Origin of the sequence: Chromobacterium violaceum ATCC 12472 (genome assembly GCF_000007705.1) — a bacterium.
GTDB classification, from domain to species: Bacteria; Pseudomonadota; Gammaproteobacteria; order Burkholderiales; family Chromobacteriaceae; genus Chromobacterium; species Chromobacterium violaceum.
In genome coordinates, this window is the sequence record NC_005085.1 from 1,482,695 (window position 1) to 1,498,336 (window position 15,642).

Annotated in this window: 13 protein-coding genes; 7 read left to right on the forward strand and 6 right to left on the reverse strand. The window is 63.8% G+C overall.

Translation table 11 applies throughout. The features are described from left to right. Window positions 1-387: 387 nt before the first annotated feature. The 3 genes from CV_RS06880 to CV_RS23400 form a co-directional block, all read right to left on the reverse strand. Window positions 388-1,788, reverse strand: coding sequence for an L-serine ammonia-lyase (locus tag CV_RS06880; protein WP_011134960.1), 1,401 nt, complete (start codon window positions 1,786-1,788; stop codon window positions 388-390). Between the two features lie 210 nt (window positions 1,789-1,998). Continuing rightward, the gene (locus CV_RS06885; protein ID WP_011134961.1) at window positions 1,999-3,297 is read right to left on the reverse strand and encodes an HAAAP family serine/threonine permease; all 1,299 of its coding nucleotides are present in this window, start codon (window positions 3,295-3,297) and stop codon (window positions 1,999-2,001) included. A 578-nt stretch (window positions 3,298-3,875) separates the two neighbouring features. After that, the gene (locus CV_RS23400) at window positions 3,876-4,352 is read right to left on the reverse strand and encodes a hypothetical protein (protein WP_011134962.1); all 477 of its coding nucleotides are present in this window, start codon (window positions 4,350-4,352) and stop codon (window positions 3,876-3,878) included. 42 nt (window positions 4,353-4,394) lie between these two features. Here CV_RS23400 and CV_RS06890 point away from each other — a divergent pair, with 42 nt between their 5' ends. The 7 genes from CV_RS06890 to CV_RS06920 all read left to right on the forward strand — a co-directional run bounded on the left by CV_RS06890 (window position 4,395) and on the right by CV_RS06920 (window position 13,519). Next, window positions 4,395-5,177 carry a formate transporter FocA gene (locus tag CV_RS06890; RefSeq protein WP_011134963.1) on the forward strand — a complete coding sequence of 261 codons (783 nt, stop codon included), beginning with the start codon at window positions 4,395-4,397 and terminating at the stop codon, window positions 5,175-5,177. A 271-nt stretch (window positions 5,178-5,448) separates the two neighbouring features. Next, a complete protein-coding gene (gene pflB / locus CV_RS06895; protein ID WP_011134964.1) occupies window positions 5,449-7,776 on the forward strand; it encodes a formate C-acetyltransferase in 2,328 nt (775 codons plus the stop codon). An 84-nt stretch (window positions 7,777-7,860) separates the two neighbouring features. Continuing rightward, the gene (pflA, locus tag CV_RS06900) at window positions 7,861-8,640 is read left to right on the forward strand and encodes a pyruvate formate-lyase-activating protein (RefSeq protein WP_011134965.1); all 780 of its coding nucleotides are present in this window, start codon (window positions 7,861-7,863) and stop codon (window positions 8,638-8,640) included. Window positions 8,641-8,751: 111 nt separating this feature from the next. Further along, a complete protein-coding gene (locus tag CV_RS06905; RefSeq protein ID WP_011134966.1) occupies window positions 8,752-9,495 on the forward strand; it encodes a copper homeostasis protein CutC in 744 nt (247 codons plus the stop codon). A 124-nt stretch (window positions 9,496-9,619) separates the two neighbouring features. Further along, complete coding sequence (ggt, locus tag CV_RS06910; protein ID WP_011134967.1) at window positions 9,620-11,284, forward strand: gamma-glutamyltransferase; 1,665 nt, start codon at window positions 9,620-9,622, stop codon at window positions 11,282-11,284. Between the two features lie 33 nt (window positions 11,285-11,317). Continuing rightward, window positions 11,318-11,743 (forward strand): GNAT family N-acetyltransferase, encoded by a 426-nt coding sequence (locus tag CV_RS06915; RefSeq protein WP_011134968.1) that lies wholly within the window; start codon window positions 11,318-11,320, stop codon window positions 11,741-11,743. 126 nt (window positions 11,744-11,869) lie between these two features. Further along, window positions 11,870-13,519 carry a methyl-accepting chemotaxis protein gene (locus tag CV_RS06920; RefSeq protein WP_011134969.1) on the forward strand — a complete coding sequence of 550 codons (1,650 nt, stop codon included), beginning with the start codon at window positions 11,870-11,872 and terminating at the stop codon, window positions 13,517-13,519. A gap of 127 nt (window positions 13,520-13,646) precedes the next feature. Here the strand turns inward: CV_RS06920 and CV_RS06925 are convergent, their stop codons facing one another. Genes CV_RS06925 through CV_RS06935 form a run of 3 tightly spaced genes read right to left on the reverse strand, consistent with a single transcriptional unit; the run spans window position 13,647 to window position 15,579 of the window. Next, entirely contained in the window at window positions 13,647-14,396 is a 750-nt protein-coding gene (locus CV_RS06925; protein WP_011134970.1) for a LytR/AlgR family response regulator transcription factor, read from the reverse strand. Between the two features lie 9 nt (window positions 14,397-14,405). Beyond that, window positions 14,406-15,314, reverse strand: a complete 909-nt coding sequence (locus tag CV_RS06930; protein ID WP_043595718.1) for a sensor histidine kinase — start codon at window positions 15,312-15,314, stop codon at window positions 14,406-14,408. Continuing rightward, the gene (locus CV_RS06935) at window positions 15,307-15,579 is read right to left on the reverse strand and encodes a hypothetical protein (RefSeq protein ID WP_011134972.1); all 273 of its coding nucleotides are present in this window, start codon (window positions 15,577-15,579) and stop codon (window positions 15,307-15,309) included. The genes CV_RS06930 and CV_RS06935 overlap by 8 nt, the downstream gene beginning before the upstream one ends. Window positions 15,580-15,642: the final 63 nt, after the last annotated feature.

The window sequence follows — 15,642 nt, forward strand, 5'->3', positions numbered from 1 at the left end:
TTGCTCTGGATTGATGAAAAGCCTCAGCCCTGCGCAAGGATCAGCGCATGGCCGAGTCATGCCCCAATGAGGAAAACGACACAGCAGCAAGCGGTTTTTATCGTTGGCATCGGATTCGCGGGACGCGACGCCGGTGCGGGCGGGTAGGCTCTGGCGGCTTTGCGGGAGACGGTTGTGGGCCGTTCATGCGGCGAGTATGTGCCGCGGGGGGCTGGGGATAGGCGAATACTGATAGAAAAGACAGGTCTGTTTTTGTTCAAACTGTCAGGCCGGAATGGTCTCCATGTCTGGAGAGTTAGACTGGGCGGAGCTTGCGCCGTGTGGCCATTCGCGCCACATGCAAAAACGCCGCCGGAAATCCGGCGGCGTCGATGGGAACTCGCGGGCTCAGGCCGCGTCGTCGATCCAGCGGATGGCCTGGGTCGGCACCACCTTGTTTTCCGCCTTGATCTGCAGCGCGAGGCCGCCGCAGGAGGTTTCGCGGTACTTGGCGTCCATGTCCTTGCCGGTTTCGTACATCGCGGCGATCACCTTGTCCAGCGACACCTTGGGGCTGCTGACGCGGTGCATGGCCATGCGGGCGGCGTTGATGGCCTTGACCGCGGCGATGGCGTTGCGCTCGATGCAGGGGATCTGCACCTGGCCGCCCACCGGGTCGCAAGTCAGGCCCAGGTTGTGCTCCATGGCGATCTCGGCCGCCATGCATACCTGGGACGGGCTGCCGCCCATCAGTTCGGTCAGGCCGGCGGCCGCCATCGAACAGGCGACGCCCACCTCGCCCTGGCAGCCGACTTCGGCGCCGGAGATCGACGCGTTCAGCTTGAACAGGCAGCCGATGGCGCCGGAGGACAGGAAGAAGCGCAGGCAGCTGTCGTCGTCCAGCGGCTGGATGAAGTGGTTGTAGTAGGCGAGCACGGCCGGCACGATGCCGCAGGCGCCGTTGGTCGGCGCGGTGACCACGCGGCCGCCGGCCGCGTTTTCCTCGGACATCGCCATCGCGTACATATTGACCCAGTCCATCACGCTCATCGGGTCCTTGGCCACGGTGAGCGAGCTGGTCAGCATCCGGTGCAGCGCGGGCGCGCGGCGGGGGATGCGCATCGGGCCGGGCAGGTTGCCTTCGGTGCGCATGCCGCGCTCGATGCTGCTCTTCATCACTTCCCACACGCGGCGGAAGTGGGCCTGGGTGTCCTTGACGTCGTGGAAGGCTTTCTCGTTTTCCATCACCAGCGCGGCGATGGACAGGCCGGTTTCCTCGCACATGTCGATCAGCTGCTGGGCGGTGACGAAATGGTAGGGCACCGGGGTGTCGCTGCAGCTGGACTGGTTGAAGTGCTCTTCGTCGACGATGAAGCCGCCGCCGATCGAATAGTAGGTCTTGGTCAGGACTTTTTCGTCGTCGACGAAGGCGTGGATCTGCATGCCGTTTTCGTGCAGCGGCAGATTGGCGGTGTGGAAGTCCATGCCGAAGGCCACGCGCTGGTGGGTGCGGCCCAGCGTCAGCTGGCTGGTTTGCTCCACGTCTGCGATCAGGCTGGCGCTGGCGTCCGGGTCCACGGTGTCGGGCAGATTGCCGGCGAGGCCGAGGATGATGGCCTGGTCGGTGCAGTGGCCCTTGCCGGTGAGGGCGAGCGAGCCGTAGCAGTCGACATGGACGCGGTTGACCTGGTTGAACTTGCCGGTTTCCTTGAGCGCGCCGAGGAACTGGTGGCCGGCCTTCATCGGGCCGACGGTGTGGGAGCTGGAGGGGCCTACGCCGATTTTGTAGATGTCGCTCATGCTGAACATGATGCTGCCTCTTTGAAGCGGGTGCGGCGGGAAGACAGGCGCGATCCGCGGCCTGTCAGGCTGCCGACACGTGAGTGGGGGCGATTCCGGAGGGCCCGGCGCGGCCGGGCCTCCTCATGGCTGTGTTCGGGGCCGCGGGAGTCCCTGCTTGTCCGGCAAGACGGTCTCGCCGGACGGGAGGGAGAGCAGGCGCGGTCCGCTGGCTTACGATCAGGCGATCAGATCGTAGAAGATGGCGGAGATGGCGATCAGGCCGATCAGCGTCACGAAGATGTTGCTGGCGGCGCCGGAGTACTTCTTCATCGCCGGCACTTTCTGGATCGCGTACATCGGCATCAGGAACAGCAGCATCGCGATCACCGGGCCGCCCAGGGTTTCGATCATGCCCAGGATGGACGGGTTGATGGTGGCGATGATCCAGCAGGTGACGATCATGAAGATGGCGGTGTAGCGGTCCAGCTTGGACGATTCGATGCTCTTGCCGTTCTGGCGCAGCTGCTTGATCACCAGGCCGTTGAAGCCTTCCTTGGCGCCCAGGTAGTGGCCCAGGAAGGACTTGCTGATGGCGACCATGGCGATGATCGGGGCAACCCATTCCATCACCGGGTTTTGGAAGTGGTTGGCCAGGTAGGACAGGATGGAGATGTTCTGGGCCTTGGCGGCGGCCAGGTCGGCCGGGCTCAGGCTGAACACGCAGCTGAACACGAAGAACATCACGGTCAGCACCATCATGGTGTGGGCGCGAATCAGCACGCGGCTGGAGGCCGGCTCGGCGTCATCGCCGTGAAGCTTGCGCTGGTCGACGGAGAAGGACGAGATGATCGGCGAGTGGTTGAACGAGAACACCATCACCGGGATGGCCAGCCACAGCGTCTTGTAGAAGGCGCCGCTGGACAGCGCGTCGCCCAGGCTGCCGGCGTGGCGGATGGCGGTATCGCTCCATTGCGGGATCAGGTACAGCGCCAGCAGCATCAGCACCACCACGAACGGGTACACCAGGATGCTCATCGCCTTGACGATCATCTGGCCGCCCAGGCGCACGATGGACATCAGGCCCAGGATCAGCGCCAGCGAGAACACGGCGCGGGTGGCGATGCCGGTGCCCACTTCGATGTGCAGCTGGTTGTTCAGGAAGGACAGCACCGTGTTGGTGATGGCCACGCTGTACATCAGCAGGATCGGGTAGATGGCGAAGAAGTACAGCAGGGTGATGATCTTGCCGGCGCCGAGACCGAAGTGCTCTTCCACCACCTCGGTGATGTCCGCGCCTTCCTTGCTGCCGGACAGCACGAAGCGGGTCAGGCCGCGGTGGGCGAAGAAGGTCAGCGGCAGGGCCAGGATGGCCATCAGCATCAGCGGCCACAGGCCGCCGATGCCGGCGTTGATCGGGAGGAACAGGACGCCGGCGCCGATGGCGGTGCCGTACAGGCCGAGCATCCAGGTGGTGTCGTGCTTGGACCAGCCGGATGAACCGGAGCGGGAAGCGGTGGAGGCGATTGCTTGAGACATGATAGGTGCCTTTTACAAAACGAAATATTCGCAATTACTGGGTCCGATGCCCTGCGCCTTTGTCGTTGGAAACAGGCCATCGGGAGAAAGCTGTTCTGACCGGTGCGATCCCGAGCGGTGGACGCTTAGCCGGTTGACTTGCCGCTCATCGTAAGTGCTTTGTAGTTTGGAAGGTACACATTTAAGAACATCAGTTGATTCTAATCAAGATAAATTTGTCATCAAATGAACAAATGAACATGGTTGCCAGGTGTAAATTCCCTGCTTTTTGGAATGTTTACGGCATTTTGTTGCAGCTAATTGATTTTTTCATGGCATTTATTGGTTTTTAATTTTGGTTTTATTTTAAATTTCAAATTAAATGCCAATTTTCAGGTTTCGCATTTGATGAAGGCCTTGCTTGGCGCCAACTGTTTTCTGGAGTAATTGCTCTGCAACACCCTTGCGCTGAATTTCGGTGAGGATGGAGGCGGATCCTTGGGGCGGCGATGGAGAGACGTCCCGATTCCTGAAGGTGTTTTCCAATAGGACTCCTTGGTGCTGTTTTTTTAATGTATTGAATTTAAAGGTGTTTGAATTTACGGGTGGGTGATCTGGATTGCGGCGCTGGTATGTTTTTGGCATTTATGGGCGAGTGTTCGATTTCTAATAGAATTGTTCGAAACAGTACTTGTTGCGATGAGTAATCGATAGCTAAATGTTCGAATTCGAAAATAAATAATAACAAAATGAACATTTGTTTTTCGAATTGAATGACTCACGCCGACCAAGGCAGGCCATCCCATCGCGGCGGCGCGGGTGGCGGGGCCGCCATGCCGCGTGCGCGACGGACCGTCGAGCGCGGAAAGCGTCGGCTTTGACTGAATCGGTTTGCAAATCAGCGTCTTGGTATTTCTTGCATCGGCGTGCCGGGAGCAGGGCGGGGGATCACGCGCCTGCGGCAAGGGTTCGGCAGGGTATGGACTATTGGCTTGATTGTTATCAAACACAAATTTACTAAAACGAACATAAAATTTTCGTGAAGTCGCATCGGATGCGAACGGCTGGGCCGGCACCGATCTGCGCCAGCTTACCCACTATTGAAGAGACGAAACGAAATGAGCCACTCCTCTACACTCGCCTACGTGGTCGACGAGGCAGCCAGCAAGCAAAAGGTGCTGCTGTCCGAGCCGGGCCGCTACCTGCTCAGCGCCGCCATGGCCGGCGCGCTGATCGCCGTGGTGCTCGCGGTCAGCCTGAAACTGGGCCAGGTGTTCTTCGCCGCCGGCGACGCCGGCTATTACATCGCCACGTCGGGTTTCTTCGGCGTGGCCCTGGTCAGCATCATCGTTTGCAAGGTGGAGCTGTTCACCAGCAATGTGATGTATTTCACTGTCGGCCGACTGAGCGGCCGCTGCCGCACCTGCAATCTGCTGCGCAGCTGGGCGATGGTATATATAGGCAACCTGATCGGCGTGCTGCTGTTCGTCGCGGTGCTGGCCGGCGCCGGCGGCATGGGCGCGCTGCCGGCCAACCACCTGCTGTTCAATGTGGTGGAGCACAAGGTGCACGCGTCCACGATGGAAATCTTCTGGAAGGGCGTGCTGTGCAACTGGGTGATCTGCCTGGCGGTGTGGGTGCCGATGCGGCTGGCCAACGAGGCGGCGCGCCTGCTGATCATCATGCTGCTGGTGTTCGTGTTCTTCTTCTCCGGTTTCGAGCACAGCATCGCCAACATGGCTTTCTTCGCGCTGGCCAAGCTGCAGGGCATGGCCGCGCTGGAGTGGGGCGACATCCTGCACAATATGCTGCCGGCCACGCTGGGCAACATCGTCGGCGGCGCCGTGGGCGTCGGCCTGGTGGTGTTCCGGCTGGAACGCCACACGCTGCAGGCGGTCTGATAAGGCAGCAAGGCGTTTGCGCCGGTGAACGGCATGTAAATGTTCGATTTCGAATGTAGTCGGCGCGGTACATGGCGTACCGCGCCGATTTTGCTATAAACCATTGAGAAAATAAGGAGATTGGACGCATCCGGCATGTTGCGGCGCGGGATCGAAAGCGAGCCGGAAGCGGCGGGCTACTTGACTAAGATCAAGCGAAATTTTCGAATCCGAATGTACGATGTGTTCAATATCTAACACTTACTGGATCAGCCAAGAAGGAGGCACCCAGATGGACGCCATCACTCAGAATGCTACCCAAGCCAACCCGTGGCGCGATTTCGTCGCCGGCGACTGGCAGAGCAAGGTCGATGTCCGCAACTTCATCCAGCTGAACTATCAGCCGTACGAAGGCGACGACAGCTTCCTGGCTGGCGCCACCGAGCGCACCAAGAAGCTGTGGGATACCCTGGGCGAACTGCTGAAGCAGGAACGCGCCAAGGGCGTGCTGGACGTGTCCGCCGACCGCGGCTCCTCCATCACCGCGCATGACGCCGGCTACATAGACCAGGCCAACGAAGTGATCGTCGGCCTGCAAACCGACGCCCCGCTGAAGCGCGCCATCATGCCGAACGGCGGCCTGCGCATGGTCGAGAACGGCCTGGAAGCCTTCGGCTTCAAGCTGGACCCGATGATCAAGGAAGTGTGGGAAAAGTATCGCAAGAGCCACAACCAGGGCGTGTTCGACGTCTACACCCCGGAAATCATGGCTTGCCGCAAGTCCGGCGTGATCACCGGCCTGCCCGACGCCTACGGCCGCGGCCGCATCATCGGCGACTACCGCCGCGTGGCCCTGTACGGCACCGACTTCCTGCGCGCCGAGCGCCAGCAAGTGTTCCATGAACTGGACAACGCTACCTTCACCGACGACGTGATGCGTCTGCGCGAAGAGCTGTCCGAACAATTCCGCGCGCTGGACGAACTGAAGCAGATGGCCGCCAAGTACGGCTACGACATCAGCCGTCCGGCCGCCAACGCCCGCGAAGCGGTGCAATGGGTGTACTTCGCCTACCTGGCCGCCGTCAAGGAACAGAATGGCGCCGCCATGTCCTTCGGCCGCGTGTCCACCTTCCTGGACATCTACATCGAGCGCGACATCGCCGCCGGCGTGCTGACCGAAGAGCAAGCCCAGGAAATGATCGACGACCTGGTGATCAAGCTGCGCATCGTCCGCTTCCTGCGCACGCCGGAATACGATCAGCTGTTCTCCGGCGACCCGACCTGGGTGACCGAATCCATCGGCGGCATGGGCCAGGACGGCCGCACCCTGGTGACCAAGAACAGCTTCCGCTTCCTGAACACCCTGTACAACCTGGGCCCGGCGCCGGAGCCGAACCTGACCGTGCTGTGGTCCACCCGCTTCCCGCAGGGCTTCAAGAACTTCTGCGCCAAGGTGTCCATCGATACCAGCGCCATCCAGTACGAAAACGACGATCTGATGCTGCCTTACTGGGGCGACGACTACGGCATCGCCTGCTGCGTGTCGGCGATGAAGATCGGCAAGCAGATGCAGTTCTTCGGCGCCCGCGCCAACCTGGCCAAGGCCCTGCTGTACGCGATCAACGGCGGCCGCGACGAGAAGTCCGGCGCGCTGGTGGCCAAGGGTTTCGAGCCGATCACCAGCGACGTGCTGACCTACGACGAGCTGATGCCCAAGTTCGAGAAGATGATGGACTGGCTGGCCGCCACCTACGTCAAGGCGCTGAACTGCATCCACTACATGCACGACAAGTACGCCTACGAGCGCATCGAAATGGCGCTGCACGACCGCGACATCGTCCGCACCATGGCTTGCGGCATCGCCGGCCTGTCCGTGGCCGCCGACTCGCTGTCCGCCGTCAAGTTCGCCAAGGTGCACATCATCCGCAATGAGGAAGGCCTGGCCGTCGACTACAAGATCGAAGGCGACTACCCGGCTTACGGCAACAACGACGACCGCGTCGACGACATCGCCGTGTGGCTGACCCAGACCTTCATGGATCGCATCAAGGCCCAGCCGTACTTCTACCGCGACTCCAAGCCGACCCAGTCGGTGCTGACCATCACCTCCAACGTGGTGTACGGCAAGAAGACCGGCAACACGCCGGACGGCCGCCGCGCCGGCGAACCGTTCTCCCCGGGCGCCAACCCGATGAACGGCCGCGACGTGAAGGGCTTCGTCGCCGCGGGCGCCTCGGTGGCCAAGCTGCCGTACGACTCCGCGCTGGACGGCATCAGCTGGACCGCTTCGGCCACGCCGGACGCGCTGGGCCACACCGCTGAAGAGCGCATCCTGAACCTGGCCAACTGCCTGGATGGCTTCTGCTCCGCGCACCCGACCGAGTTCAGCAGCGCCAACTGCACGCCGTTCGACTGCGAAGGCGAGCGCCACATCGCCGGCGGCGGCTTCCACGTCAACGTGAACGTGTTCAAGCGCGAAACCCTGCTGGACGCGATGGAGCATCCGGAACTGTACCCGCAGCTGACCATCCGCGTGTCGGGCTACGCCGTGAACTTCATCAAGCTGACCCGCGAACAGCAACTGGACGTGATCAACCGCACCTTCCACGGCAAGATGTAAGCTGATACTGGCCTCAAGCAGCAATGGGCGGGGCTTCCTTCCGGAACGCCCCGCCTTTTTCATGGATATACCGGAGATACGGCAATGACCCCACCCATCGCCGCAGACTACACCGCCCAGGCCGTCAGCACCGACACCATAGGCTATTTGCATTCCACCGAGAGCGGCGCCGGCGTCGACGGCCCCGGCATGCGCTTCGTGTTTTTCGTTTCGGGCTGTCAATTCCGCTGCCTGTACTGCCACAACCCGGACACCTGGAAGCTGCACAATGGCCGCCAGGTCAGCGTCGAGCAGGCCTTGTCCGAAGTGGCGCCTTACGCCCGTTTCCTCAAGTTCGCCGGCGGCGTCACCATTTCCGGCGGCGAGCCGCTGATGCAGCACGAATTCGTCGGCGAGCTCTTCCACGAGATCAAGCAGCGCTTCGGCCTGCACACCGCGCTGGACACCCAGGGTTTCCTGCACGAGCGCGTGTCTGATGCGTGGTTCGACGACGTCGATCTGGTGATGCTGGACATCAAGCATTCCGATCCGGAAAAGTACCAGGCGCTGACCGGCCAGCCGCTGCAGCCGACGCTGGATTTCGCCCTGCGCCTGAAGCGGCTGCGGAAAAAGATGTGGATACGCTACGTGCTGGTGCCCGGCCTGACCGACGGCGACGCCGACATCGAGAAGCTGGCGGATTTCGCCGCTTCGCTTGGCGACGTGGTGGAGCGGGTGGAGGTGCTGCCTTTCCATCAACTGGGCAAGGACAAGTGGGCGCAGCTGGGCATGGAGTACCAGTTGAACGACACCCCGATTCCCACCGCGGAGCAGGCCGCGCATGCGCGCGCGCTGTTCGCCAGCCGCGGGCTGAAAGTTACCTGAGTTTCGGTTGATCCATGCTCCCAAACCGCCGCGCGCCTTGCGCCGGCGGTTTTCGCGTTTTTGGGGCACCTTGGCCGCTGGGCATGGTCTGCAGAATGGAGAGGAAGGGAAATGGACAAGATTCTGGAGATTTGCGCCGGCTCGCTGGCATCCTGCATCGCCGCTCAGGAGGGCGGCGCGCAAAGAGTGGAGTTGTGCGACAACCTGGGCGAAGGCGGCACCACGCCGTCCTACGGCGCGCTGGCGATGGCGCGCGGACGGCTGAACATCGCCCTGCACGCGATCATCCGTCCCCGCGGGGGCGACTTCCTGTACTCCGCGCTGGAGTTCGACGCGATGGCGCACGACGTCGAGGTCTGCCGCAGCTTGGGCCTGGACGGCGTGGTGCTGGGCCTGCTGACCGCGGACGGCGATGTCGATGTGGCCAGAACCCGCCAGTTGGCCGCGCTGGCCGGGCCGATGGCGGTGACTTTCCATCGCGCCTTCGACCTGGCGCGCGAGCCGGAGCAGGCGCTGGAGGATGTGATCGCCGCCGGCTGCAGCCGCTTGCTCAGTTCCGGCCAGGCGGCCAGCGCGCCCGAAGGCGCGGCCCTGTTGGCGAGACTGCGCGAGCAGGCGGGCGGGCGGCTGACGGTGATGCCCGGCGCCGGCGTGCGCCCCGGCAATATCGCCGGGCTGGCGGCGGCGAGCGGCTGCATCGAGTTCCACGCGTCGGCGCGCGGCCAGGTGGCGAGCGCGATGCGCTACCGGCGCGGCGGCGTCGGCATGGGCGCGTCCGGCGTCGACGAATATGCGCGGCAGGAAACCTCTGCGTCGCAGGTGAGGGCGTTGCGGGAGGCGCTGGACAAGGCATAGACGCGGCCGTTTGCCATCATCTCGGCATGAAATGTTCCGCAGTCTGAATTTACGTTAAATATGTGGCGCACTTTCTTAATAAATGGCATAAGCATCATGTGTCTGCTTACAAAGGAGGTGCGTTATGAATTGGGTTTCCATGTCCCGCAAGGCCTTGGCCGGCGGCGGCCTGTTGCTGATCGCGCTGCCGGCGCTGGCGGGGCAGGGCGCGGTGGCTGCGCCGGACCAGTACGGCGCCGAAGTCGCCGCCCGTATCCTGAAGTCGGGCGGCAACGCGGTGGACGCCGCGGTGGCCACCGCCTTCGCCCTGGCCGTCACGTATCCCGAGGCCGGCAATATCGGCGGCGGCGGCTTCATGACCATCTACCAGGGCGGCAAACCGTATTTTCTCGACTACCGCGAAGTGGCGCCCAAGGCGGCCAGCCGCGACATGTACCTGGACAAGGACGGCAAGGTGGTGCCGGACATGAGCCTGGTCGGCGCGCGCGCCGCCGGCGTGCCGGGCACGGTGATGGGCTTGTGGCAGGCGCACCAGCGCTTCGGCAAGCTGCAATGGAAGCAGCTGCTGGATCCGGCGATAGGCTACGCCGAGCAGGGCTTCACCGTGGCCGCCCGCCAATACCAGTACCGCGACGAGGCGGTGAAGCTGTTCGACGGCAAGACCAATTTCGCCCAGTACTTCGGCAAGATGAAGGGCGGCGAAACCTTCCGCCAGCCCGAACTGGCCGCCACGCTGAAACGCATCGCCCGCTACGGCGCGGCCGAGTTCTACCAGGGCGAGACCGCCAAGCTTCTGGTGGCGCAGATGAAGCGCGACAAGGGCCTGATCACCGCCGACGACCTCAACGACTACCGCGCCAAGTGGCGGGAGCCGGTCCGGATCAGCTGGCATGACCGTACGGTCTACACCGCGCCGCCGCCCAGCTCCGGCGGCGTCGCGCTGGCCCAGCTGCTGACCATCAAGCAGGAGCGGGCGTCGGACTTCACCGGCGTGGCGCTGAATTCCGCCCGCTACATCCATTTGCTCGCGGAAATCGAGAAGCGGGTGTTCGCCGACCGCGCCGACTATCTGGGCGATCCCGACTTCGTCAAGACGCCGGTGGCGCAGCTGATCGATCCGGACTACCTGGCGCGGCGCGCGGCCGAGATCAACCCGACGGCCATCTCGCCGACGCCGGACATCAAGCCCGGCCTGGATCCGCGCCAGACCACCCACTTCTCCATCGTCGACCAGTGGGGCAACGCGGTGGCCAATACTTACACCCTGAATTTCGACTTCGGCAGCGGCGTGGTGGTCAAGGGCGCCGGCTTCCTGCTCAACGACGAGATGGACGATTTCAGCGCCAAACCCGGCGTGGCCAACGCCTTCGGCGTGGTGGGCAAGGACGCCAACGCCATCGCCCCGGGCAAGCGCATGCTGTCGTCGATGTCGCCCACCATCGTCACCCGCGACGGCAAGGTGGAGCTGGTGATCGGCACGCCCGGCGGCTCGCGCATCTTCACCTCCATCTTCCAGGTGCTGAACAATCTGTACGACTACAAGCTGCCGCTGAAGGAGGCGGTGGCGGCGCAGCGCGTGCATCACCAGCTGCTGCCCAAGGACACCATTTTCTACGACCAGTACGCGCCGCTGGCCGGCCAGGCCGCCCAGGAATTGAAAGCGATGGGCTACACGCTGAAGGACCAGGGCTGGCGCATGGGCGACATCCAGGCGGTGAGGGTGGTCGGCGGCAAGACTGAAACCGCGTCCGATCCGCGCGGCCGCGGCGTCGGCATCGTCGTCGAATGAACGGTTTTCCCAACCACGATAAAACGAGAAAACATGCAGTACAGAACCGTGTTGAGCGATGCGGCGGAGGCCGACACCCGGGCGGCCATCGCCGCCCCCCTGGTGGCTTATAACGACGCGCAAGTCGGGCCTGGCGACCACCGGCCGCTGGTGATCCGGGTGGAGGACGAGGCGGGCCGGGTGGTCGGCGGCCTGTGGGGCTATACCCGTTACGGCTGGCTGTACACCGAGCTGCTGGCCGCGCCGTCCGGCGCGCGCGGCCTGGGCCTGGGCCGCCGGCTGATGGAGGCGGCCGAGGCCGAGGCCAGGACGCGCGGCTGCGTCGGCGCCTGGGTCGACACCCACAGCTTCCAGGCGCCGCGCTTTTACGAAAGCCTGGGTTACCGGCGTTTCGGCGAATTGGACGATTATCCGCCCGGGCACAGCCGCATTTTCTACCAAAAATCGCTGAGAGTCTGACTCCAGAAGCCGGGCGCTTCGGCGCTCGGCGCCTATGTTGACAATTTTATCGAATCATGTCTGGTGATTGGTTTTAGTCTGAACTAAAACGCTATGTGTAACTACCTAAGCAGTAGGGAGCATAGCGTGATCTCATTTCTCGCCCAATTCAGCATCCGCGCCAAGATCTTCGGCCTGATCGTGCTTGGCGTGCTGGCGGCGCTGATCATAGGCTTCAACGGCATTTCCGGCGCTTCCAGCATGTTCGATCTGACCCGCGACATGCACGACAACGCGCTCAAGCCGGTCTACCTGCTGGGGCAGGCCGCCAAGCAGGCGGCTTACGTCAACCGCGCCGATTACCGCTACATCGCCGAGAGCGAGAAGAAGGAGATGGACCAGGTGCAGGTCAATCGCGACAAGTTCTCCGCCGCGATGAAAGGTTTTCTCGACCAATACCGCCAGACCCAGCTGACGCCGCCGGAGGTAGACGGCCTGAAGCGCTTCGACGCCGCCTGGGCGGCGATGGAGGGGCCGTGCAAGCAGGTGCGCGACCTCAGCTACACCGATACCGGCAACGGCGAGAATAACAAGAAGGCGCTGGCCATCATGTCCAAGCAGTGCCGGCCTTTGTTTCAGGCGGCCGATGATGTGCTGACCGAGCTGTCCAATATCAACATCAAGCTGGCTGACAAGTCTCTGGAGGATGCGCAGGGCAAGTACCAGGCGCTGCGCACCATGTCGATCACGGTGTTGGTGGTTGGCCTGGTGGTGCTGACCGCGCTGGGCCTGGCGATCCAGAACGGCATCATCGGCAGCCTGAAGGAGGCCTGCCGGGCGATGGAGAAAATGGGCGGCGGCGACCTGACCGGGGACATCAAGGCGCAGGGCAGGGACGAGGTGGCGGACATGATGCGCTCTCTGTCCGATACCCAGATCCGGCTGCGCAACACCGTGGGCGAGATCATCCGTTCGGCGGCCAGCGTGGCGGCCACCTCCGAGCAACTGGCCGCCTCCACCGAGCAGGTCAGCGCCAGCATCGGCCAGCAGGTGAACGCCACCTCCAGCGCCGCGGCGTCGATCGAGGAGCTGACGGTCAGCATAGACCTGTGCGCCAGCAATGCCGGCCAGGCCAACGAGCAGGCGGCGGAAGCCGGCCAGCAGGCCAAGGCCGGCAACAAGGACGTGCAGGATTCCACCACCCGGGTGAAGCGCGTCAACGAGAGCGTGACCAGCTCGGCCGACAGCCTGGAGTCGCTGTCCGACCAGGCGCAGCAGATCGGCAGCATCGCCACCGTGATCAAGGACGTGGCCGATCAGACCAACCTCTTGGCGCTGAACGCGGCGATCGAGGCGGCGCGGGCCGGCGAACAGGGCCGCGGCTTCGCGGTGGTGGCGGACGAGGTGCGCAAGCTGGCGGAGCGCACCACCAGTTCGGCGCAGGAAATCACCAATATGATAGGCAAGATCCAGGACGGTGCGCGCGAGGCGGTGGACGGCATGCGCAGCAGCCGCCAGATCGTGGCCGACGTGGTGGTGGCGGCCGAGAACGCGTCGGCCACCATCAGCACGGTGGAGGAGCGCGCCGCCGGCGTGGTGTCGGTGATCAACGAGATCGCGCTGGCGGTGGGCGAGCAGCGCCAGGCCAGCACCGAGCTGGCGGGGCGGGTGGAAGCCATCGCCCAGATGTCCAAGGAAAACGGCATCGCGGTGGACGTGTTTTCGCAGGCCACGCGCGAGCTGGCGATGGTGGCGGAGAAGCTGCAGCAGACCACGCTGGCGTTCCGGATGGAGTGAGGACGCGGCTTAGTTTCCGCCGCGCGGCTGACGCTGTGCCGCGCCGGGGCGGGAAGCGCAAGAAGGGGATGCCGGCATGGCCGTCATCCCCTTCTTACTGGATAGCGATCGGCGCGTGCCGGCAAGGCTACATTCGCTGGAACAGGTGGGCGTAGCTGCGGCTCACCTCCAGCGGCTGCGGATAGCCGCGCAGCTGCAGCTGCATGCCGCGCTCGTCGCGCCGCACCTGCTCGATGGCGGACACCCGCACCAGGGTGGAGCGGTGCACCTGCCAGAATTGGTCCGGGTCCAGCTGCGGCAGCAGCTCCTTGATCGGCATGCGGATCAGCGCCTCGCCGCCCGCGGTCTGCACCCGGGTGTATTTCTCGTCGGATTGGAAGAACAGCACTTCCTCGGTGGCGATCATCCGCATCGCGCTGCCCACCGACGCGCGTATCCAGCGCAGGTAGGCGGGTTTCTCCAGCTGCCGGCTCAGTTGCTTCAGCGCGGACTGCCAGTCGGGCGCGGCGGCTTCCGGCGCGCGTTGCTGCCAGCGCTGGCGGGTGCGCGCCAGCCTGTCGTCCTCCACCGGCTTGAGCAGGTAGTCGATGGCGCCTTCCTCGAAAGCCTGGATCGCGTACTGGTCGTAGGCGGTGACGAACACCACCGGGCACAGGCCGTCCAGCTCCATCGCGGCGGCGATGCCGCTTTGCACCGGCATGGTGATGTCCAGGAAGGCCAGATCGGGCCGATGCGCGCGCGCCAGCTCCACCGCCTGGCCGCCGTCGCGGGCTTCGGCGACGATTTCCAGCTCCGGCCAAACCCGTTCCAGCGCCGCGCGCAGCTGCTCGCGCATCAGGCGTTCGTCGTCGGCGATCAGGGCGGTCAGCGTGCTCATGGTTTTCTCTCAAGTCAGGGCGAAGGGCAGGGCGATGGTGGCGCGGGTGCCGCCGGACGCCGGCGCTTCCAGCGTCAGCTCCGCCTGTTGTCCGTACAGCAGGGCCAGCCGTTCGCGGATGTTGGCCAGGCCCATGCCCTGGCCGGGCTGCTCCGGAAAACCGGCGCCGTCGTCCCGCACTTCCAGCCTGAGCTTGCCGTCCAGCACCTTGGCGTGGACCTCGATCGAGCCGCCTTCCGCTTTGGGCTCCAGGCCGTGCTTGATGGCATTCTCCACCAGCGTCTGCAGCATCATCACCGGGAAGCGCGCGGGCAGCAAGGATTCCGGCACCAGAATTCTCACCTGCAGCCGGTCCTCCATCCGCAGTTGCATGATTTCCAGATAGGCGCGGGACAGCTCCAATTGCTGGCTCAGGCTGGTTTCGCCGGGGGAGTCGCGCCATTCCGGCAGCGAGGAGCGCAGGTAGCGGATCAGCGCCTTTTGCATGGACAGCGCCTTGACCGGCGACTCCTCCATCAGCTGGCACACCGACGACAGGGTGTTGAACAGGAAGTGCGGCTCGATCTGCGCCTGCAGCGCGCCCATCCGCGCTTCCGCCAGCTGGCGCTGCAGCGCTTCCAGCTCCGCCTGCTGTTCGGCTTCCTCGCTGCGGGCGATGGCCTGGTCGGCGGCTTGCTCGGCCTGGTATTTGCCGCCGGCGAGTATCTTCACCAGGATCGACACCAGCACCAGCGTCAATGCCAGCATGTGCAGTTGCAGGATGCCGCCGAGGATCATCGCCAGCAGGGAGGCCAGCGCCAGCCGGCCCCAGCCCAGCCGCGCCACCTTGTCTACGAAGCGCCACCAGCACTTTTCCACGGTTTTCAGAATCATGCCGACGTGGTCCTGGCTCATCGCCGAGCGGTTTTCATTATCCATGCTTGACCTCTTTGTGTACGGACGGCAGCTTGAAGCGGGCCCGGCGGATCAGCCGCTTGGGCAGGGAAAAGTCCAGCGACAGCCAGACCAGCGCCGCGGGCACCATCACGGCATTGACGGCCAGGATGGTCAGCAGCGCGGACGAGACCAGATGTCCCCAGTCCATATTGCCCGCCCAGTCCGTCAACTGCGTCCAGTACGTGGGCATATGATGGCAGAGCTGGATCAGAGCGTCCAACAGCGAGGCGGTGTCTAAGCTGCTCATGGCGTTTCTCCTGTTTGGTTTGTGATGTGACTGTAGGAGAGCGCCTCAGGGGATGATATCGAC